The sequence below is a fragment of the Pseudomonas sp. SD17-1 genome, from assembly GCF_029201585.1.
GTDB lineage: Bacteria > Pseudomonadota > Gammaproteobacteria > Pseudomonadales > Pseudomonadaceae > Aquipseudomonas > Aquipseudomonas palmensis.
This window is the reverse complement of the sequence record NZ_CP104044.1, coordinates 5,102,369-5,120,775: the sequence shown is the minus strand read 5'-3', so window position 1 is coordinate 5,120,775 and position 18,407 is coordinate 5,102,369. Positions and strand designations below refer to the sequence as shown.

The following is an 18,407-nucleotide window of genomic DNA, read 5'->3' as shown; positions in this document are numbered from 1 at the left end:
GAATGACAGTGGCTGACGGCGTGCGCCGTTTGCCTGGGGGCGCATGGTTGGTCATGACAAACGTCGTTACAATTTCGCGGGTTGCTCTGAATTGATGCGACCTGATGCTAAACTGGCGCCTATCGCATCAATCGGTACCTGATCAATGAGTCAACACCTGGGCCCCAACCTCAAGCTGGCGTGCAGCCATTACCGCTCTATTTCCGAGGTTTGCCGGCAGCTGTCGATCAACCGGGCGCAGTTCAACAAGTACCTGAGCGGGCAGAGCCAGCCGACGGCGTACAACCTCAAGCGCATCGGCGACTTCTTCGGCGTCGAGGACTACGAACTGGGCCTGCCGCCAGAACAGTTCGCGCGCCTGATCGGTGCGCGCAGCTCGGCGCTTGCCAGCCCGGCCCAGGCCGACCCGTTGCTGGAACTGCTGCGCCCGCTGCGCGAGCACGAGGGCAATCTGTCGCGCTACTGCGGTTACTACTTCGAATATTCCAACTGCATGTCGGTGCCGGGCAGCATCCTGCTGTCGCTGGTGCACCTGCGCGAAGAACGCGGCACGTTCCTGTTCGAGCGCCAGGAACGCCAGGAGCGCTCCAGCAGCACCGACGTGCAGGCCGAAGACTGGGTGCGCTGCCGCTACCTGGGCGCGGCCTTTCAGTTGCAGGACCGGGTGTTTCTGATCGACTACGAATCGCTGACGGTCAACGAGATGAGCCAGACCATCCTGATTCCCAGCTTCAAGAGCCGCATCACCCGGCTCAACGGCCTCAAGACCGGCGTCTCCAGCGGTGACCGGCGCACTCCGGCGTGTACCCGCGTGGTGTGGGAATACCTGGGCCCGGAAATCAACCGCATCAATGCCTACCGCCAGGTCCGGCTGTACCGCCCGGATGACCCGCGCATCGATGACGATGTGCGCGCACGGCTCAACGTCGGGCCGATTCGCAACGGCCTGTTCGAGATCGAGTGAAGGGCGCCGTGCTCAGCGGCGAATGAATGCCGCCACCTGCTGCGCCAGGGCCCCGGCCTGTGGCGGATGGGCGCGCAGGTGTGCGGCGATGCCGTGGTCGCACTCTGGCAGGGTCAGCTGTTCGAAATGCCCGGGGGGTAGGGTGTCGCTCAGCGCCTGGATGACTTCGGCCGGGATCGGGCTGTAGCGCAGCATGCCGTCGATTTCCACATGGCCTGCCGACGTGCCCGGGGTTCGCCCGTGGTGGGCGGCCAGCAGGCCATCGTATTGTCCCAGCACCAGCAGCACCTGGCCGCGATAGCTGCGCAGGAACTTGTAGCTGTCGCTGTCGAGAAACCCGTGGGGGGTGCTGATGGCGCGGGTGAAGGCCGGGCCGAACGGTGCATCGTAAGCGCTGTCGGCATAGACCGCCGGGCACAGCAGCACCAGCTTGTTCACCTGGCGTGCATGGTGCGCTGCCACTTTCAGCGCCAGCGCTGCGCCCAGGCTGTGGCCGATCACGGTGTTGCAGCGATGCTCGACGTGGCGAAAGAAGCGCAGCGCCTCGGCCAGGTTGGTGTGCAGCGAGGGCGACCGGGCCCCCGGCAGGCTGGCCAGGCTGTGCCCCGACAGGTTGCCGGTCAGCGAGCCGATGCCCAGGGCCTGCAGGCGGTACAGTAGCGGGTTGAGGTGGGTGAAGTCGCTGCGTGCGCCGCCGAGCATGAAAAGTGGCGGCGCGTGCTCGATATCGGGGATCAGCAGGCGACCTTCCTGGCTGTAGCCGTCGAACGTTTCGACCACCAGGCACTCGCGGCCCGGGCTGGGTTCGTCGAATTGCCAACGCTCACGTCCGTGTGCGGCCGTCTTGATCGGCATGAAGCGGTCCTCTTGCCCGGGGTGAAGGGTCGACAAGTCGACATGAACCAGCGAGGCTGACGCTTTTACAGTAGATGCAGTCGGGCATTTCTGGTGGGCGCGCAGGTTATTTCTTGAACTACGTTGAACCCGTCACACTTTGCGCTGACACACTCTAGACTTTGGCGTCAGTCGGCCCCGCGTTGGACTTCGCTTGCTGGAAGCCGCAAAATATCCGCTTTCCCTCAATTTATCTGACCGGACCTGCTGACTCTATGCGAATGCGCCTGATGCTGTTGGGTGGTGGAAATGCCCTTGGGCAAGCGCTGATTCGCCTCGGGGCCGAGGAAGATATCGGCTTTCTGGCGCCGCGCCCACCTGACCAGGGCTGGGATGCCGCGAGCCTGACCCAGCTGCTCGATGACACCCGCCCCGATGCGCTGATCAATCTGGCCTACTACTTCGACTGGTTCCAGGCCGAATCGGTGAGCGAGCAGCGCCTGGCTTCGCAGGAGCGTGCGGTCGAGCGCCTGGCCGAACTGTGCCAGCACCACAATATCATCTTGCTGCAACCCTCCAGCTACCGGGTATTCGACGGTTCGCGGGCCACGGCCTACAGCGAAAAGGACGAGCCGGTACCGCTCGGCCAACGTGGCCAGGCGTTGTGGCGCATCGAACAGAGCGTGCGCGCGACCTGCCCGCAGCACGTGCTGCTGCGCTTTGGCTGGGTGCTCGACGACAGCGTCGACGGCGTGCTGGGGCGTTTTCTGACCCGCGCCGAGCACTCGCAGGAACTGCTGCTGGCCGACGACCGGCGTGGCAACCCGACCCCGGTCGACGATGCAGCGCGGGTGATCCTGGCGGTGCTCAAGCAACTGGACTGTGGCGCGCCACTGTGGGGCACCTACCATTACGCCGGCAACGAGGCGACCACGCCGCTGGCGCTGGGTCAGGCGATCCTCAGCGAAGCCGGGCAACTGCGTCAGCTGGCCGTCGAAGCGCCCACTGCGCAGGCCCACGCCGCCCGCCCGGATGCTGCCGAAGAACCCCAGCACGCAGTGCTGGCCTGCAAGAAAATCCTCCACACCTTCGGCATCAAGCCGCGTGCCTGGCGCGCCGGCCTGCCGACCCTACTGGACCGGTTCTATCGTCATGGCTGATGCTCCTATCCTGATTACCGGGGGGGCCGGCTTCATCGGCTCCCACCTGAGCGACGCGCTGCTGGCCAAGGGGTACGCGGTGCGCGTGCTCGACGACCTGTCTACCGGCCGGCGCCTGAACCTGCAGCTGGACAACCCGCGCCTGCAACTGATCGAGGGCGACGTGGCCGATGCCGCCCTGGTGGCCCGGGCCGTCGAGGGCTGCCAGGCCGTGGTGCACCTGGCGGCGGTGGCTTCGGTGCAGGCCTCTGTGGAAGACCCGGTCAGGACCCACCAGAGCAACTTCATCGGCACGCTGAACGTGTGCGAGGCGATGCGTGTGGCCGGCATCAAGCGCGTGCTGTTCGCCTCCAGCGCTGCGGTGTACGGCAACAACGGTGAAGGCCAGGCCATTGACGAGGACACGCCCAAGGCGCCGCTGACCCCCTATGCGGTGGACAAGCTGGCCAGCGAGCAGTACCTGGACTTCTATCGTCGCCAGCATGGGCTGGAGCCGGTGGTGTTCCGCTTCTTCAATATCTTCGGCCCGCGCCAGGACCCGTCGTCGCCGTATTCGGGAGTGATCAGCATCTTCTGCGAGCGCGCCCTCAACGGCACGCCGATCAACCTGTTTGGCGATGGCGAGCAGACCCGTGACTTCCTGTATGTGGCCGACCTGGTGGCGGTGCTGGTGCAGGCGCTGGAACAGGCGCAGGTGCAGGAGGGCGCGGTGAACGTGGGGCTGAACCGCGCCACCACGCTGAACCAGTTGCTCGAGGCACTGCGCAAGGTGGTAGGGCCGTTGCCCGAGGTCAATCACGGGCCGGCGCGCGCGGGTGATATCCGTCATTCGCGGGCCGACAATGCGCGGCTGCTGGCGCGCTTCGACCTGCCCGAGCCGACGCCACTGGCCGATGGGCTGGCGCACCTGCTGGGGCGCTGAACGTAAAAAGCTTCGCCGGCAACGCCGGCTCCTGCAGGCGGTATCTCCCTGACGGGAATCGCAGCCAAAAAAAAGCCCCGAATGATCGGGGCTTTTTCATGGTCAGAACTTGTAACCCACACCCACCATGTAGACCCATGGGTCCACATCCACGCTCACCTTGGTCTTGCCCACGCCCAGCGCGCTTGGGCCGTCGATGGTGGCCTTGGTGTCGATGTCCACGTACCAGACCGCGGCGTTGACCAGCAGGTTGTCGGTCAGCATGTAGTCCATGCCCAGTTGGCCGGCCAGGCCGACCGAGTCCTTGAGCTTCATGTTGCTGAAGCCCTGGGCCTTGCGGCTGCTGCTCAGGTCTTCATCGAAGAACAGGGTGTAGTTAAGACCGATGCCGGCGTAAGGCTGGAACTTGGAGGTCGGCTCCATCGGGTAGTACTGCAGCGACAGGGTCGGTGGCAGTTGCTTGATGTTCGCCAGCTTGCCGTCCAGGCCCGCGCCCAGGCCCTTTACGCCCACTTCGTGCTGGAACGGGGTGGCTGCCAGCAGTTCCAGGCCGATATGGTCGGTCAGCATGTAGGCAAAGGCCAGGCCCAGCTGGGTGTCGCTGTCCAGGGTGGCCTTGGTGCCGCCAACCTTGGTGCCGTCGAGCTTGATATCGCCGCTGTCTTCGTTCGGTGCGGTGGTGATCGCACCGGCACGCAGAATGAAATCGCCCGCCTGGTGGGCGTGGGCAACAGGGGCTGCAAGCGCGAGGGCAATGAGCGAGGCGCTGAGCAAGGACTTGTTCATGGAAGCTCCCAAAGGACGTTTAGAATTTAATGTGTCCAATGGTAAGGAGCTGACAGGCGGTGATTCTTGACGCAGCTCAATGAAACCGCAAACGCCCTGGCGCGGGGCTTCTATTGTAGTTCATAGGCGTAGATCTTCTCGGCTTCCATCTGGTAGCCGGCCTCGGCCAGCTCGCTGCTGGAAGCCTTGACCTGCATCGGCCCCTCGATCCAGTAGGGCTGGTACAGCTCCTCGACCTTGATGCCGATTTCGCTGAACACGTGCACGATCTGGTTCGACGGTGGGGGCGGCACGTGAATGCACGCGCCGTAGTACGGCACCAGCAGGAACTCGGTGGTACGGCCTTCCTCGCTGACTTCCAGTGGCACGATGTAGCCCGGCAGCTTCACCTGCTGGCCATCCAGTGCCTTCACCACCGGCGCGTCGGGCGCCTGCTGCTGCGCCGCCGGGCCGCTTTCGCCGGCCAGCACGTTGCTCAACTGCGAAAGGTCGTGCAGTGGGGTCATCTGCGGCACGATCACCGGTGCGCCCTCGGGGATCAATTGCGGCCATTCCAGCGTGCGCGGCTCACCCGCCCACAGGGGCGGGGCAATCAACAGCAACAACAGCAGGGCACGACGTATCACGGGCGTTCTCACAGGTGAATGGACAAACCGTCGGCCAGCGACTGGCGGTAGGCCCGCCAGGCCGGAATGCTGCCCATCAGCACGGCGGCGCCGAGGATGATCCCCAGCAGGCTCCACTCGTGGGCGCTGGGCAGCGCCAGCGGCAGGTACAGGCCGTAGTTGGCCTGCACCGTGCCCTGGGCCAGGGCGATGCCAAGGTAGAGCAGGCCAAGCCCGGCGGCAATCCCCGCCAGCGCCAGGGTGAACGCCTCCATCACCAGCAGCCCTGCAATATGCCAGGGGCGTGCACCCACCGAGCGCAGGATGGCCATTTCGCGGCGGCGCTCGTTGAGGCTGGTGAGGATCGCCGTGAGCATGCCGATCAGGCCGGTCAGCACCACGAACAGCGACACCACGAACAGCGCCTGTTCGGCGGTGCCCATCAGGCTCCACAGCTCCTGCAGGGCCACGCCGGGCAGAATCGCCAACAGCGGCTCGCCGCGAAACTCGTTGATCTCGCGTTGCAGGGTGAAGGTGCTGATCTTGTTGTTCAGGCCCAGCATGAACGCGGTGATGGCCTTGGGTGTGAGGTCCATGCCTCGGGCCTGTTCGGCGCTGACGCGGCCGGCGCCGCGGGCGGGCACGCCGTTGTGCCAGTCGACGTGGATCGCCTCCATGCCGCCAAGGCTGATGTGCAGGGTGCGGTCCACCGGGGTGCCGGTGCGTTGCAGCACGCCCACCACGGTGAACGGCTTGTCGTCATGCTTGACCAGGCTGATGGCGGCCACGCCATGGGCCAGCACCAGCTTGTCGCCGAGTTTGTAATGCAGCGCGTCGGCCACCTCGGCGCCCAGCACCACCTCGAACGGGTCGCTGGCGAAGGCACGCCCGCTGGCCAGTTGCAGGTGCTGCTTGCGCCCGTACTGGTAATGCTCGAAGTAGGCTTCGGTGGTGCCCATCACCCGATAACCGCGGTGCGAGTCGCCCAGCGAGATCGGGATGGCCCACTTCACCCGCGGGTTGCTGGCGTAGTGCTCGAAGCTGTCCCAGCGGATGTTGTTGGTGGCGTTGCCGATGCGAAACACCGAGTAAAGCAGCAGGTTCACCGAGCCCGAGCGCGCACCGACAATCAGGTCGGTGCCACTGATGGTGCTGGCAAAACTGGCGCGGGCCTCGGTGCGTACCCGCTCCACCGCCAGCAGCAGGCACACCGACAGGGCGATGGCGAAGGCGGTGAGCAGGGCAGTGAAGCGGCGGTTGGCGAGACTCGCCAGGGCAAGGCGGAGCAGGTACATCAGGCCTCCAGGTCGCTGGCAGGGCGCGCGGCGCGGTTGAGTTCGGCAAGCGACAGCTGGCGATCGAACAGCGGTGCCAGGCTCTGGTCGTGGCTGACGAACAACAGGCTGGAGCCGGCTGCCCGGCATTCGGCGAACAGCAGGCGGATGAAGGCTTCACGGGTGTCGGCATCGAGCGCCGAAGTCGGCTCGTCGGCAATCACCAGCTCGGGTTGGCCGATCAGCGCGCGGGCGGCGGCCACCCGTTGCTGCTGACCGATCGACAGGCTGTCGGCGCGCCGTGCCAGCAGTGCCGGGTCCTTCAGGCCCAGATGGGCGAGCAGGCTGGCGGCGGCCTTGTCCACACTGCCGTAGCGCTGGCCGGCGCGTTGCGCCCGGCTGCGCGAGAAACGGCACGGCAGCTCGACGTTTTCGCGTACCGACAGAAACGGCAGCAGGTTGAACTGCTGGAAGATGTAGCCGGTATGATCGACGCGAAAACGGTCGCGCTGGCCCTGGCTGAGCGCGCCCAGCTCCTGGCCGAGCAGGCGGATGCTGCCGCGGTCGGCCTTCTGCACCCCGCCCAGCAGGCCCAGCAGGGTGGTCTTGCCACTGCCGCTGGGGCCCTTGAGGAACAGCGACTCGCCGGCCTGCAGGCGCAACGCCGGGATGTCCAGCAGCTCAGGCTGGCCGGGCCAGGCGAAACCCAGCCGGGACAGTTCGATCAGTGCCTGGCCCATGTCAGAAGTCGATCGCGCTGCGGGTCGGGGTCAGGTCCACGCCCTTCTGGCCATTGGGGCCCACCAGTTGCAGCTGGATCTTCTGGGTGGCGGGGAAGGCCTTGAACAGTGGCGCCAGGTCCAGGCGGGTGAGCTGTGCCGGGGTGGTGCATTCGAGTTTGTAATGGGCGTTGATGTCGCTGTGTTCGTGATCGTGGGCGTCGCCATCCTCGTCATGCACCGGCTTGTCGCCGAACAGCGGGCTTTGCAGGTCCTGGTCGGTTTCGCTGCAACCGGCTGCCTTGTTCAGGCCGAACAGCGCCAGGGGTGTTTCGAGCTGGGCGCGCACGGCCGCGACCTTGGCCTTGTCGGTGGCAGAAGTGGCGGCATGTTCGAAGCCCACCAGGTTCATCGCCGGGCTGTCGAATTCCAGCTCCAGGGCATTGCCGTCGAGTGCGACGTTCAGGTGCGCCACGCCATGTTCATGGGCGCCCAGTCTGCCATGTTCATGGTCATGGTCGTCATGGGCGTAAACCAGACTCAGGGGCAGCAGGGCAAACGGCAAGGCAAGCAGCAGACGACGCATGGGCGGAACTCCGGAAGGCGCTGAAAGAGTTTCGAAATGTTATAACAGCTTGTCGGCTGCGTACCAGTGTCGCTGGATGAAACTTCGTGGGAGCATGGGCGCCTGATCGAGTGGAGGGTGCGAACGTGCGTATTCGTGGACACATCGGCGAATGGCCGGTGGATTTGAGCGTGGAGCTGGAGCCCCATGAGTGGGCGCAGTTGGGCGGGCAGTTGCAGGCGGCCGGGGTGCCGGCGGTTGCCGCTGCTGTACCGACGGCGCCGGTTCGACCGGACGATGCAGTGTGGCAGGCGGCGCGCGAGGTGTTGCGCAAGGCCGGTCAGTTGAACGGGCCCCAGTTGCTGGAGGCGCTGGAGGGGCTGGCGGGCAATACGGCGGCCGGCAAGCGCCTGCTGGTGCGTTTGCGCCATAGCAGCGAGGTGAGGGTGGAAAGCGGGGCGGATGCGCCGGTCTATCACTGGGTCGGCTGAACACCGCGTTGATCCCATCGCGGGTCAAGCCCGCTCCCACAGCGCGGGTAGGTAACCTTGTGGGAGCGGGCGGTTGACCTCAGTACAACGCAGCAAACAGCTTGCGGCGGTAATCCAGCACCAGCGGGTGCTCGTTGCCCAGCAGGTCGAACACCTGCAGCAGGGTCTTGTGCGGCAGGCCGCCTTCATACCCGCGGTTGCGCTTGAACAGTTTCAGCAGCCCGTCCAGCGCCGCCTCGTACTGCTGGCGCGAGAGCTGCTGCACTGCCAGCTGATACGCCGCCTCGTCATCCTCGGCGTTCTGTGCCAGGCGTGACTTCAGGTCTGCCACGTCCGGCAGGCTGGCGGCCTGCTTGAGGAACGTCAGCTGCGCCTTGGCACCGGCCAGTGCAGCCTTGTGCTCATCGCTCTTGACCGCATCGAGCACGGTCTGCGCTTCGCCCAGCTCGCCACGCTCGGCCAGGCAACGGGCATACAGGATCAGTGCCGCGGCATTGCTGTTGTCTTCGGTCAGCAGGGCCTGGAGCAGCGCCTCGGCCTCGCTGAAGCGTCCCTCGGCAAACAGCCCCTGGGCCACTACCAGCGGGTCGGCCGCCGCCGGTGGCGGCAGTTGCACATGCGGTTCGAGCATTGCGCGGATTTCCGACTCCGGGCGTGCCTCGGCAAAGCCGTCGACCGGCTGGCCATCCTTGAACAGCACCACCGTCGGCAGGCTGCGGATACCGAAGCGCGCGACAATGTCCTGTTCCACATCGCAGTTGACCTTGGCCAGCAGCAGCTCACCCCGGTATTCGGCGGTGATTTTCTCCAGCAGCGGCATCAGCACCTTGCACGGCGCGCACCAGTCGGCCCAGAAGTCGACGAGCACGGGTTTGACGTAGGAGTTCTGGATCACCGACTGGTCGAAGTCGGCGCTGGTGGCATTGAAGATGTACGGGGTTTCCTGGCTCATCGCGACTCTCGCAAATCCTTGAATGGCAACACTATAAAGCGCTGCGGCTGGCGTGGTACAGGCTCACCTGGCGGAATTCGTGGGGTTCGGCCAGGTCTGGCAGGGTCAGGGCGTGCAGGGTGTCGAGCTGGCGGTACAGGGGGTGACGGAAGTCGCGCACCCGCGAGTCGGCCACCAGCGCCTGGTGCCCGCGGCTGAGAAACGCATCGAGCAGCGGCAGGTTGGCGCGGTCGTAGAGCACATCGGCCACCAGCACCAGGTCGAAGCGGTCGGCCTCGGCGAAGAAATCGCTGGAGTAGCCCAACTGCACCTGGTTGAGCGCGGCATTCGCGCGGCTTGCCTGCAGCGCCAGCGGGTCGAGGTCGCAGGCCACCACTTCAAGCGCCCCGGCGCGGGCGGCGGCGATGCCGGCAATGCCCGAGCCTGCGCCGAAGTCCAGCACGCGTTTGCCGGCCACCCACTCGGGGCGGGCGGCCAGGTAGCGCGCCATGGCCAGGCCGCTGGCCCAGCAGAAGGCCCAGTAGGGCGGCTCGTGCAGGATGCGCCGGGTTTCCTCGGGGCTGAACGCGCGGTCCATGTTGTGCGCATCGATCAGCCACAGCTTGAGGTCGCAGGCCGGCAGCTCGCTGACCACCAGCCGTGCGTCCCCCAGCAGCCCGCTCAACGCCTGTTGCAGGTGGATCGGCGCGGTCACGGCGCTTTTTCGAGGCGCAGCGGGCCGGTGGCCTGGGTTTGCGGGCTGCTGACCGCCACAGGTTGCAGGTGCAGGATCAGCTGCCCGGACTGGCTGGCACGCCCGCGCAGCTCCACCCGCGCACCGGCAGGGAACGCCTCGGGGTTGAAACGCAGCTGGAACGGCAGGTCCTGGCCGTTGGCGTCCAGGTTGCTGCTGGCCAGCAGGCGTTGCGGGCGGCCGCGCGGGTCGACCACCAGCAGCGCCAGCTCGACCTCGGCGCCCGACGGGATGCCAAGCAGGGTGCCGCTGATTTCACGCTGGTAGGCCGGCAGCGGGCCCAGGGCCACAGGTTGCTTGGCCGCTACCGGGGCCTTGGGGGCCAGCACCGGCTTGGGTTCATCGCTGCTGCAGGCGGCCAGCAGGGCGGCAAAACTGAGCACAACGAGCGCTCTAAAGGGCATGATCAATTCCTTCGGGGGGATATTTCCTCACTGGATGGTAACTGCTTTGGCTTGTCTTGCCAGTGGGATGCGCTACCATGACCCTCCCTTTTTTTGTTGCCTGCCACCATGCACTGTCCCTTCTGCGGTGCCAACGACACCAAGGTCATCGACTCGCGACTGGTTGCCGAGGGCGAACAAGTGCGCCGTCGCCGCGAATGCGTGGCCTGCGGTGAGCGCTTCACCACCTTCGAAACCGCCGAACTGGTGCTGCCGCGCCTGATCAAGACCGACGGCAGCCGCCAGCCCTTCGACGAAGAAAAACTGCGCGCCGGCATGCAGCGCGCGCTGGAAAAGCGCCCGGTGAGCGTCGAGCGCCTCGAAGCGGCGCTGGCCCACATCAAGCACAAGCTGCGCGCCACCGGCGAGCGCGAGGTCAAGTCGCTGGTCGTCGGCGAACTGGTGATGGCCGAGCTGCAAAAGCTCGACGAAGTGGCCTACATCCGCTTCGCCTCGGTGTACCGTCGCTTCCAGGACCTGGACGAATTTCGTGAAGAAATCGACCGCCTGGCGCGCGAGCCTTCCAAGCAATGAGCCTGCCCAGCGAACGCGACGTGCTCGACGCCCACTACATGGCCCGTGCGCTGGAACTGGCGCGCAAGGGTCTCTATTCCACCCATCCCAACCCGCGGGTCGGTTGCGTGATCGTGCGTGACGGGCAGGTGGTCGGCGAAGGCTGGCACGTACGCGCCGGCGAACCGCATGCCGAGGTGCACGCGCTGCGCCAGGCCGGCGAGCTGGCCCGTGGCGCCTGTGCCTATGTGACCCTGGAGCCGTGCAGCCACCATGGGCGCACGCCGCCGTGTGCCGAGGCGCTGGTCAAGGCCGGTGTGGCGCGGGTGGTGGCGGCCATGCAGGACCCCAACCCGCAAGTGGCGGGGCAGGGGCTCAAGCGCCTGGCCGACGTCGGTATCGAGGTTGCCAGCGGTGTGCTGGAGGCCGAGGCCCGCGCACTCAACCCGGGCTTTCTGAAACGCATGGAACACGGCCTGCCCTTTGTGCGGGTCAAACTGGCGATGAGCCTGGACGGGCGCACCGCCATGGCCAGTGGCGAGAGCCAGTGGATCACCGGCCCGGCCGCACGCTCGGCGGTGCAGCGTCTGCGCGCGCGCTCCAGCGTGGTGCTGACCAGCGCCCAGAGCGTGCTGGCCGACAACGCGCGCATGACCGTGCGCGCCGACGAGCTTGGGCTGGACGCCGGCAGCACCGCCCTGGCGATGGCCCGCCCACCGTTGCGCGTGCTCATCGACGGGCGCCTGCGCCTGCCGCTGACGGCGCCGTTCTTCCAGGCCGGCCCGGTGCTGGTGGTGACGGCCGCCGCGCCAGTTGCGCAGTACGCCGAGGCCGGCCATGACCTGCTGAGCCTGCCCGGCACCGACGGGCACGTCGATCTGCCCGCGCTGCTGCGCGAACTGGCCCGGCGTGGTGCCAGCGAGGTGCTGGTGGAGGCCGGCCCGGGCCTGGCCGGTGCCTTCGCGCAACAGGGCCTGGTGGACGAATACCAGCTCTTCATCGCTGCCAAGTTTCTCGGCTCCAGTGCCCGCCCATTGCTCGATTGGCCCCTGGCCAGAATGAGCGAAGCGCAGGCCCTCAAAATCACCGACATGCGCGCCGTAGGCGATGACTGGCGAGTCACTGCCATTCCTGTGCCTGCGCCCGGCGTATAATTCGCGGCCTGCGTCTTGCGCGACCCGTTCTGAAGGAGGACTCATGTTCACCGGCATCATCGAATCCATCGGCAGCATCCGTTCACTCACCCCCAAAGGCGGCGACGTACGCGTGTATGTCGAAACCGGCAAGCTCGACCTGGGCGACGTGAAACTGGGCGACAGCATCGCCGTCAACGGCGTGTGCCTGACCGCCGTTGAACTGCCTGGCGACGGTTTCTGGGCTGACGTCAGCCGCGAAACCCTCGACTGCACCGCCTTTGCCGACTTCAAGGTAGGCAGCCGGGTCAACCTGGAAAAGGCCCTGACCCCCAGCAGCCGCCTGGGCGGCCACCTGGTCAGCGGCCACGTCGACGGTGTCGGCGAGGTCATCTCGCGCAGCGATAACGCCCGCGCCATCCAGTTCCGCCTGCGCGCGCCGGCCGAACTGGCCAAGTACATCGCCCACAAGGGCTCGATCACCGTCGATGGCACCAGCCTCACGGTCAACCAGGTCGATGGCGCCGAGTTCGAGCTGACCATCGTGCCGCACACCCTCGCTGAAACCATCATGGCCGACTACCGCACCGGGCGTCGGATTAACCTTGAGGTCGACCTGCTGGCCCGTTACCTGGAGCGTCTGCTGCTGGGCGACAAGGCCGCCGAGCCGGGCAAGGGTGGCATCACCGAAAGTTTCCTGGCCGCCAACGGCTACCTGAAATCCTGATTTAGAAGGGGGTGCCGCGTGGCGCTCAACAGCATCGAAGAACTGGTCGAAGACATTCGCCAGGGCAAAATGGTCATCCTGATGGATGACGAAGACCGCGAGAACGAAGGCGACCTGATCATGGCCGCCGAGTGCTGCAAGGCCGAACACATCAACTTCATGGCCAAGCACGCCCGTGGCCTGATCTGCATGCCGATGTCGCGCGAGCGCTGCGAGCTGCTCAAGCTGCCGCTGATGGCCCCGCGCAACGGCTCGGGCTTCGGCACCAAGTTCACCGTTTCGATCGAAGCTGCCGAAGGCGTCACCACCGGCATCTCCGCCGCCGACCGCGCGCGCACCGTGCAGGCCGCCGCCGCCCGGGACGCCAAGGCCGAAGACATCGTCAGCCCGGGCCACATCTTCCCGCTGATGGCCCAGCCCGGCGGTACCCTGGCCCGTGCCGGCCACACCGAGGCGGCCTGCGACCTGGCGCGCATGGCCGGTTTCGAGCCGAGCGGGGTGATCTGCGAGGTGATGAACGACGACGGCACCATGTCGCGTCGCGCCGAGCTGGAAGTGTTCGCCGCCGAGCACAACATCAAGATCGGCACCATCGCCGACCTGATCCACTACCGCATGATCCACGAACGTACCATTCAGCGGATTTCCGAGCAGCCGCTGGACAGCGAACTGGGTCAGTTCAACCTGGTGACCTACCGCGATTCGGTCGAAGGCGACGTGCACATGGCCCTGACCCTGGGCAAGATCTGCGCCGAGGAACCGACCCTGGTGCGGGTGCACAACATGGACCCGCTGCGCGACCTGCTGCTGGTCAAGCAGCCCGGCCGCTGGAGCCTGCGCGCCGCGATGAGCGCCGTGGCAGAGGCCGGCAGCGGCGTGGTGCTGCTGCTCGGACACCCGCTGGACGGCGACGTGCTGCTGGCGCATATCCGCGAAAGCGCCGACAGCAGCCAGGTCAAGACACCCACCACCTACAGCACCGTGGGTGCCGGTTCGCAGATTCTGCGCGACCTGGGCGTACGCAAGATGCGCCTGATGAGTTCGCCAATGAAGTTCAATGCGATATCCGGATTCGATCTGGAAGTTGTAGAATACGTGCCCTCCGAATAAAGCAGGGGCTGGTTTCCCGCTGTTGATCCGGAACAAAACTCCCACAGGCCGCACCGTTGCGGCCTGGCTCTTTAAGATGAGAACCCCGCAATGTCCCTGAAGACCATCGAAGGTACCTTCATTGCCCCCAAAGGTCGCTATGCTTTGGTGGTTGGCCGCTTCAACAGCTTCGTCGTCGAAAGCCTGGTAAGCGGTGCCGTTGATGCCCTGGTTCGCCACGGCGTGAGCGAAAGCGACATCACCATCATCCGTGCACCGGGTGCGTTCGAGATTCCGCTGGTGGCACAGAAGGTCGCCCAGCAGAGCGAATACGCCGCGATCATCGCCCTGGGCGCCGTGATCCGTGGTGGCACCCCGCACTTCGAATACGTGGCGGGCGAATGCACCAAGGGCCTGGCCCAGGTGTCCATGGAGTTCGGCGTGCCGGTTGCCTTCGGTGTCCTGACCGTCGATTCGATCGAACAGGCCATCGAGCGTTCCGGCACCAAGGCCGGCAACAAGGGCGCCGAAGCGGCCCTGTCCGCCCTGGAAATGGTCAGCCTGCTGGCGCAGTTGGAGGCCAAGTGATTAGCGACGAAAGCGATCGTTTCAACCCGCGCGATCCAAAACCTGCGGATGCTGGCAAGCCCTCCAAGAGTGCCAAGCGTCGCGAAGCCCGCAAGCTCGCGACCCAGGCGCTGTACCAGTGGCACATGGCCAAGCACTCGCTGAACGAGATCGAAGCGCAGTTCCGGGTCGATAACGATTTCACCGATGTCGACGGTGCCTACTTCCGCGAGATCCTGCACGGCGTGCCGGCGATCAAGGAAGAAATCGACAAGGCCCTTGCGCCTTGCCTGGACACCGTGCTCGAAGAGCTCGATCCGGTCGAGCTGTCGGTGCTGCGCCTGTCCACCTGGGAGCTGATCAAGCGGGTCGACGTGCCTTATCGCGTGGTCATCAACGAAGGTATCGAGCTGGCCAAGGTGTACGGCGCCACTGACGGGCACAAGTTCGTCAACGGTGTGCTCGACAAGCTCGCACCGCGGCTGCGCGAAGCCGAAGTGAAGGCGTTCAAGCGCTGATTGCGGCGCTGCCTGCCCATGGGTGAATTCGAGCTGATCCGCCACTACTTCGCCGCCGCGCCCTGTGCGCAGGCCGGCGACGGGGTCGCCCTGGGGATCGGCGACGATTGCGCCCTGCTGGCGCTGCCGGCCGGCGAGCAACTGGCCGTGTCCACCGACACGCTAGTGGCCGGGGTGCATTTCCCGGCTGTGTGCGACCCGTTCCTGCTCGGCCAGCGCTCGCTGGCGGTGGCTGCCAGTGACCTGGCAGCCATGGGCGCCACCCCCGTGGCCTTTACCCTTGCCCTGACTCTGCCGACGGTTCACGCCGATTGGCTGAAGGCCTATGCCCAGGGTCTGAACCTGATGGCCCGACAATGCGGCCTGAGCCTGGTAGGCGGGGACACCACCCATGGGCCGCTGAGCCTGACCATGACCGTGTTCGGCCGCGTGCCTGCCGGCCAGGCCCTGACGCGCAGCGGTGCGCAGCCTGGTGACCTGGTGTGTGTCGGCGGTGAGCTGGGCAACGCTGCCGGGGCCTTGCCGCTGGTGCTTGGCGAACGCGAGGCGGCGGTGGCGCTGGCCGAGCCGCTGCTGGCGCACTACTGGTCGCCGCCACCGCAACTGGCGCTGGGTCAGGCGCTGCGAGGCAAGGCCAGCGCGGCGCTGGATATCTCCGATGGCCTGCTGGCCGATTGCGGACACATTGCCACGGCCTCGGGCGTGTCGATTGTGCTGTCGCTCGAACAGCTGCCGCTGGGTGCGGCGCTGCAGGGCCTGCTGGGCCTGGAAGGTGCGCGACAGGCCGCGCTCACCGGTGGCGACGACTACGTGATTGCCTTCACCTTGCCCCCCGCGCACCTGGCCGGCCTGCAGGCTGCCGGCTGGCCGGTGCACGTGGTCGGTCGGGTGGAGGCGGGCAGCGGCGTCAGCCTGCGTGACCACGCCGGGGCGGACATCACCCCGCGCACGCGGGGTTATCAACATTTTTAGGGAGACACCGTGACCGATCACCCCAATCAGGTGCCGGCAGAAAACGTGCCGCCTTCAGTCTGGCGCAACCCCTGGCATTTTCTGGCCTTCGGCTTCGGCTCCGGCACCCTGCCCAAGGCGCCGGGCACCTGGGGTTCGCTGGTGGCCGTGCCGTTCATCCCGCTGTGGCAGATGCTGCCCGACTGGGGCTACTGGCTGATGCTGGGGCTGACCATGCTGTTCGGCGTATGGTTGTGCGGCAAGGTCGCCGACGACCTGGGCGTGCATGACCATGAGGGCATCGTCTGGGACGAGATGGTCGGCATGTGGATAACCCTCTGGCTGGTACCGGAAGGTTGGCTATGGTTGTTGGCAGGCTTTCTGATGTTCCGCTTCTTCGACATACTCAAGCCGTGGCCGATCCGCTGGATCGACCGGCATGTGCATGGCGGTTTCGGCATCATGTTCGATGACGTGCTGGCCGGCGTGTTCGCCTGGTTGGGCATGCAGGCGCTGGTGTGGAGTTTCACCTGAAGGGAGTGGCCTGATGCGCGCATGGCGAGTGTTGCTGCTGGTGTTGGCGCTGGGTGGCGGCATCGCCTGGGCTGGCGAGCCGACCGCGTTGCCGCAGGAGGTGCGCCTGGCCAGCGAGATCTGGCCGGACTACACCGACGTCGAAGGGCGCGGCATGGCCTGGGACGTGTTGCGCAAGGTGTTCGAGCCGGCGGGGGTCAAGGTGCTCGCCATCAGCGTGCCCTACAGCCGCGCAGTGGGCCTGGTCAAACGCGCCGAGGCCGATGCCTGGGTCGGCTCCTACGAGCAGGAAAGCAACGACTACCTTTACCCGCGCAACGCCTTCGACCAGGACCATATCTACGCCCTGGGCCTGGCCAGCCTGCCGGTGCCGAGCGCCGCCACCATCGGCCGCTACAAGCTCTCCTGGGTGCGTGGCTACGAGTACCAGCGCTACCTGCCCGATGTGAAGGAGTTTCGCGAGGTGCAGCGGCGCGACGGCATCCTGCCGATGCTCGAACTCAAGCGCGTGGACTTCTACATCGATGCCCAGACCGAGGTGGACTACGTGTACAACCAGGCCCGTGACAAGGCCCGGTTCCGCCGCACCCACATCGCCGAGTTACCGTTGTACCTGGCCTTTGCCAGGACCGAGCAGGCCTGTGCGCTCCGGGCGCTGTTCGATCGGCGCATGGACGAACTGATCGCCAGCGGCGAATTGCGCGAGATCTTCGAGCGCTGGCAGCAGCCGTATCCGTTCCCGATTCCGGGCAGGGCGCGCGTGCCAGCATCTAACTTCTCGATCTGTTTGCCCAAGAATTCAGCCTAAGCACCTGCCTTACGCTGCTGTTACAATCGGCGCACATCAAATTTCACGTTATTGATCAGGAGCACAAGGTGCCCGTCGTCTTTGTTGCCGCTTCCAAGCTGCCCACCCCCTTTGCCACGTTCACCATGCATGGTTTTCTCGACGAAGCCACCGGCCGCGAGCACGTTGTGCTCAGCCTGGGTGATGTAGCCGATGGCGAGCCGGTACTGGGGCGCCTGCATTCCGAATGCCTGACCGGCGATGCGCTGTTCAGCCAGCGCTGCGACTGTGGTTCGCAGCTGGAGGCCGCTCTGCAGGCCATCGCCCGCGAAGGCCGTGGCGTGCTGCTGTATCTGCGTCAGGAGGGTCGTGGCATCGGCCTGCTGAACAAGATTCGCGCCTACGAACTGCAGGACGGCGGCGCCGACACCGTCGAGGCCAACGAGCGCCTGGGCTTTGCCGCCGACCAGCGTGACTACGCCATGTGCCAGCCGATGCTCGAGCACCTGGGTGTCACGTCATTGCGCCTGATGACCAACAACCCGCGCAAGGTAAAAGCCCTCACCGCCATGGGCATTGCGGTAGCCGAGCGCGTGCCGCTGCACACCGGGCACAATCCGCACAACAAGCACTACCTGGCCACCAAGGCCGGCAAGCTCGGCCACATGATGGGCAACGAGCACCAGGGCGAGGCCGGTCGGGCGTGACCCGCGGCCAGGTCAAGCGGCGGCTGGCGTTCGCCTGGTGGCAGTTCTTCGCGATTGCCCTGGCGCCGCTGCTGGTGTTCGGCTGGGCGTTCGGAGGCAGTGTGGCGCGTGTCCCGCTGCTGGTGATGCCGGTGTTTCTGGCCGGGCTGGCCTCGATGTTCTTCAGCCTGCCGCGTTTCAGCGCCTACAAGCGTGCCTTGATTGCCACTGAAAAGGCGCTGAACAGCGCTGAAGAGCCGGCGGCCTGGATAGAGCTGGCGCGGGTTCGCCGTGTGTCGATGCTGTTTGCCTGCCTGCCGGCGTGGGTGGCCGCACTGTCGGTGTTCGTGGGCCTGGAGGGAGTGCCGCAGATTCTGCTGGCCATCGCCAGCGTGGTGATCCTTTACCTGTACCGGGTACCGCGTCAGCTGGGCTGATGCGCCCTTCGCCAGCC

Annotated in this window: 24 protein-coding genes; 15 read left to right on the top strand and 9 right to left on the bottom strand. The window is 66.0% G+C overall.

The genetic code is table 11. The features are described 5' to 3' along the window. Positions 1-145: 145 nt before the first annotated feature. On the top strand, positions 146-964 hold the full coding sequence (locus tag N0B28_RS23400) for a helix-turn-helix transcriptional regulator (protein WP_043861908.1): 819 nt from the start codon (positions 146-148) through the stop codon (positions 962-964). A gap of 12 nt (positions 965-976) precedes the next feature. Here N0B28_RS23400 and N0B28_RS23395 read toward each other — a convergent pair whose 3' ends face one another. Continuing rightward, entirely contained in the window at positions 977-1,819 is an 843-nt protein-coding gene (locus N0B28_RS23395) for an alpha/beta hydrolase (protein ID WP_275729113.1), read from the bottom strand. Between the two features lie 254 nt (positions 1,820-2,073). Between N0B28_RS23395 and N0B28_RS23390 the strand changes: the two genes are divergently transcribed. Beyond that, positions 2,074-2,958, top strand: coding sequence for a sugar nucleotide-binding protein (locus N0B28_RS23390; protein ID WP_043861906.1), 885 nt, complete (start codon positions 2,074-2,076; stop codon positions 2,956-2,958). Further along, on the top strand, positions 2,951-3,880 hold the full coding sequence (locus tag N0B28_RS23385; RefSeq protein ID WP_043861905.1) for an NAD-dependent epimerase/dehydratase family protein: 930 nt from the start codon (positions 2,951-2,953) through the stop codon (positions 3,878-3,880). Before N0B28_RS23390 ends, N0B28_RS23385 begins: the two co-directional genes overlap by 8 nt. Positions 3,881-3,982: 102 nt before the next feature. Here N0B28_RS23385 and N0B28_RS23380 read toward each other — a convergent pair whose 3' ends face one another. The 5 genes from N0B28_RS23380 to N0B28_RS23360 form a co-directional block, all read right to left on the bottom strand. Continuing rightward, complete coding sequence (locus N0B28_RS23380) at positions 3,983-4,666, bottom strand: OmpW family outer membrane protein (RefSeq protein ID WP_043861904.1); 684 nt, start codon at positions 4,664-4,666, stop codon at positions 3,983-3,985. 110 nt (positions 4,667-4,776) lie between these two features. Beyond that, positions 4,777-5,289: a DUF3299 domain-containing protein gene (locus tag N0B28_RS23375; RefSeq protein WP_275732102.1), complete on the bottom strand. Its 513-nt coding sequence runs from the start codon at positions 5,287-5,289 to the stop codon at positions 4,777-4,779. A gap of 11 nt (positions 5,290-5,300) precedes the next feature. Next, positions 5,301-6,566, bottom strand: coding sequence for an ABC transporter permease (locus N0B28_RS23370; RefSeq protein ID WP_043861903.1), 1,266 nt, complete (start codon positions 6,564-6,566; stop codon positions 5,301-5,303). Beyond that, a complete protein-coding gene (locus tag N0B28_RS23365) occupies positions 6,566-7,285 on the bottom strand; it encodes an ABC transporter ATP-binding protein (RefSeq protein ID WP_043861902.1) in 720 nt (239 codons plus the stop codon). The genes N0B28_RS23370 and N0B28_RS23365 overlap by 1 nt, the downstream gene beginning before the upstream one ends. Position 7,286: 1 nt before the next feature. After that, positions 7,287-7,850: a DUF2796 domain-containing protein gene (locus tag N0B28_RS23360; RefSeq protein WP_275729103.1), complete on the bottom strand. Its 564-nt coding sequence runs from the start codon at positions 7,848-7,850 to the stop codon at positions 7,287-7,289. Positions 7,851-7,975: 125 nt separating this feature from the next. On the opposite strand from N0B28_RS23360, the gene N0B28_RS23355 reads away from it, so the two are divergent. Next, entirely contained in the window at positions 7,976-8,320 is a 345-nt protein-coding gene (locus tag N0B28_RS23355) for a hypothetical protein (protein ID WP_054916440.1), read from the top strand. A gap of 79 nt (positions 8,321-8,399) precedes the next feature. Here the strand turns inward: N0B28_RS23355 and trxA are convergent, their stop codons facing one another. The 3 genes from trxA to N0B28_RS23340 are packed head-to-tail and all read right to left on the bottom strand — an operon-like array spanning position 8,400 to position 10,409. Further along, positions 8,400-9,272, bottom strand: a complete 873-nt coding sequence (trxA, locus tag N0B28_RS23350) for a thioredoxin (protein WP_100634159.1) — start codon at positions 9,270-9,272, stop codon at positions 8,400-8,402. A gap of 31 nt (positions 9,273-9,303) precedes the next feature. Continuing rightward, entirely contained in the window at positions 9,304-9,966 is a 663-nt protein-coding gene (locus N0B28_RS23345; RefSeq protein ID WP_054916423.1) for a 50S ribosomal protein L11 methyltransferase, read from the bottom strand. Next, positions 9,963-10,409, bottom strand: a complete 447-nt coding sequence (locus N0B28_RS23340) for a YbaY family lipoprotein (RefSeq protein ID WP_043861898.1) — start codon at positions 10,407-10,409, stop codon at positions 9,963-9,965. The genes N0B28_RS23345 and N0B28_RS23340 overlap by 4 nt, the downstream gene beginning before the upstream one ends. A gap of 108 nt (positions 10,410-10,517) precedes the next feature. On the opposite strand from N0B28_RS23340, the gene nrdR reads away from it, so the two are divergent. From nrdR to N0B28_RS23285, 11 genes are all read left to right on the top strand, one after another. Then, complete coding sequence (gene nrdR / locus N0B28_RS23335; protein WP_043861897.1) at positions 10,518-10,982, top strand: transcriptional regulator NrdR; 465 nt, start codon at positions 10,518-10,520, stop codon at positions 10,980-10,982. Then, positions 10,979-12,115 carry a bifunctional diaminohydroxyphosphoribosylaminopyrimidine deaminase/5-amino-6-(5-phosphoribosylamino)uracil reductase RibD gene (gene ribD / locus N0B28_RS23330; RefSeq protein ID WP_275729096.1) on the top strand — a complete coding sequence of 379 codons (1,137 nt, stop codon included), beginning with the start codon at positions 10,979-10,981 and terminating at the stop codon, positions 12,113-12,115. The genes nrdR and ribD overlap by 4 nt, the downstream gene beginning before the upstream one ends. 43 nt (positions 12,116-12,158) lie before the next feature. Beyond that, complete coding sequence (locus N0B28_RS23325; protein ID WP_275729095.1) at positions 12,159-12,821, top strand: riboflavin synthase; 663 nt, start codon at positions 12,159-12,161, stop codon at positions 12,819-12,821. Positions 12,822-12,839: 18 nt separating this feature from the next. Beyond that, positions 12,840-13,931 (top strand): bifunctional 3,4-dihydroxy-2-butanone-4-phosphate synthase/GTP cyclohydrolase II, encoded by a 1,092-nt coding sequence (gene ribBA, locus N0B28_RS23320; RefSeq protein WP_043861894.1) that lies wholly within the window; start codon positions 12,840-12,842, stop codon positions 13,929-13,931. 90 nt (positions 13,932-14,021) lie between these two features. Further along, positions 14,022-14,498 carry a 6,7-dimethyl-8-ribityllumazine synthase gene (gene ribE / locus N0B28_RS23315; RefSeq protein WP_043861893.1) on the top strand — a complete coding sequence of 159 codons (477 nt, stop codon included), beginning with the start codon at positions 14,022-14,024 and terminating at the stop codon, positions 14,496-14,498. Next, entirely contained in the window at positions 14,495-14,995 is a 501-nt protein-coding gene (gene nusB / locus N0B28_RS23310) for a transcription antitermination factor NusB (protein ID WP_043861892.1), read from the top strand. The genes ribE and nusB overlap by 4 nt, the downstream gene beginning before the upstream one ends. Positions 14,996-15,013: 18 nt before the next feature. Beyond that, complete coding sequence (thiL, locus tag N0B28_RS23305) at positions 15,014-15,967, top strand: thiamine-phosphate kinase (protein ID WP_058541918.1); 954 nt, start codon at positions 15,014-15,016, stop codon at positions 15,965-15,967. A gap of 9 nt (positions 15,968-15,976) precedes the next feature. Continuing rightward, positions 15,977-16,480: a phosphatidylglycerophosphatase A gene (locus N0B28_RS23300; RefSeq protein ID WP_043861890.1), complete on the top strand. Its 504-nt coding sequence runs from the start codon at positions 15,977-15,979 to the stop codon at positions 16,478-16,480. Between the two features lie 13 nt (positions 16,481-16,493). Beyond that, positions 16,494-17,288 carry a transporter substrate-binding domain-containing protein gene (locus tag N0B28_RS23295; RefSeq protein ID WP_258660210.1) on the top strand — a complete coding sequence of 265 codons (795 nt, stop codon included), beginning with the start codon at positions 16,494-16,496 and terminating at the stop codon, positions 17,286-17,288. A gap of 68 nt (positions 17,289-17,356) precedes the next feature. Then, positions 17,357-17,974: a GTP cyclohydrolase II gene (gene ribA / locus N0B28_RS23290; protein ID WP_043861888.1), complete on the top strand. Its 618-nt coding sequence runs from the start codon at positions 17,357-17,359 to the stop codon at positions 17,972-17,974. Beyond that, entirely contained in the window at positions 17,971-18,390 is a 420-nt protein-coding gene (locus tag N0B28_RS23285) for a hypothetical protein (RefSeq protein WP_043861887.1), read from the top strand. The genes ribA and N0B28_RS23285 overlap by 4 nt, the downstream gene beginning before the upstream one ends. Positions 18,391-18,407 lie beyond the last annotated feature (17 nt).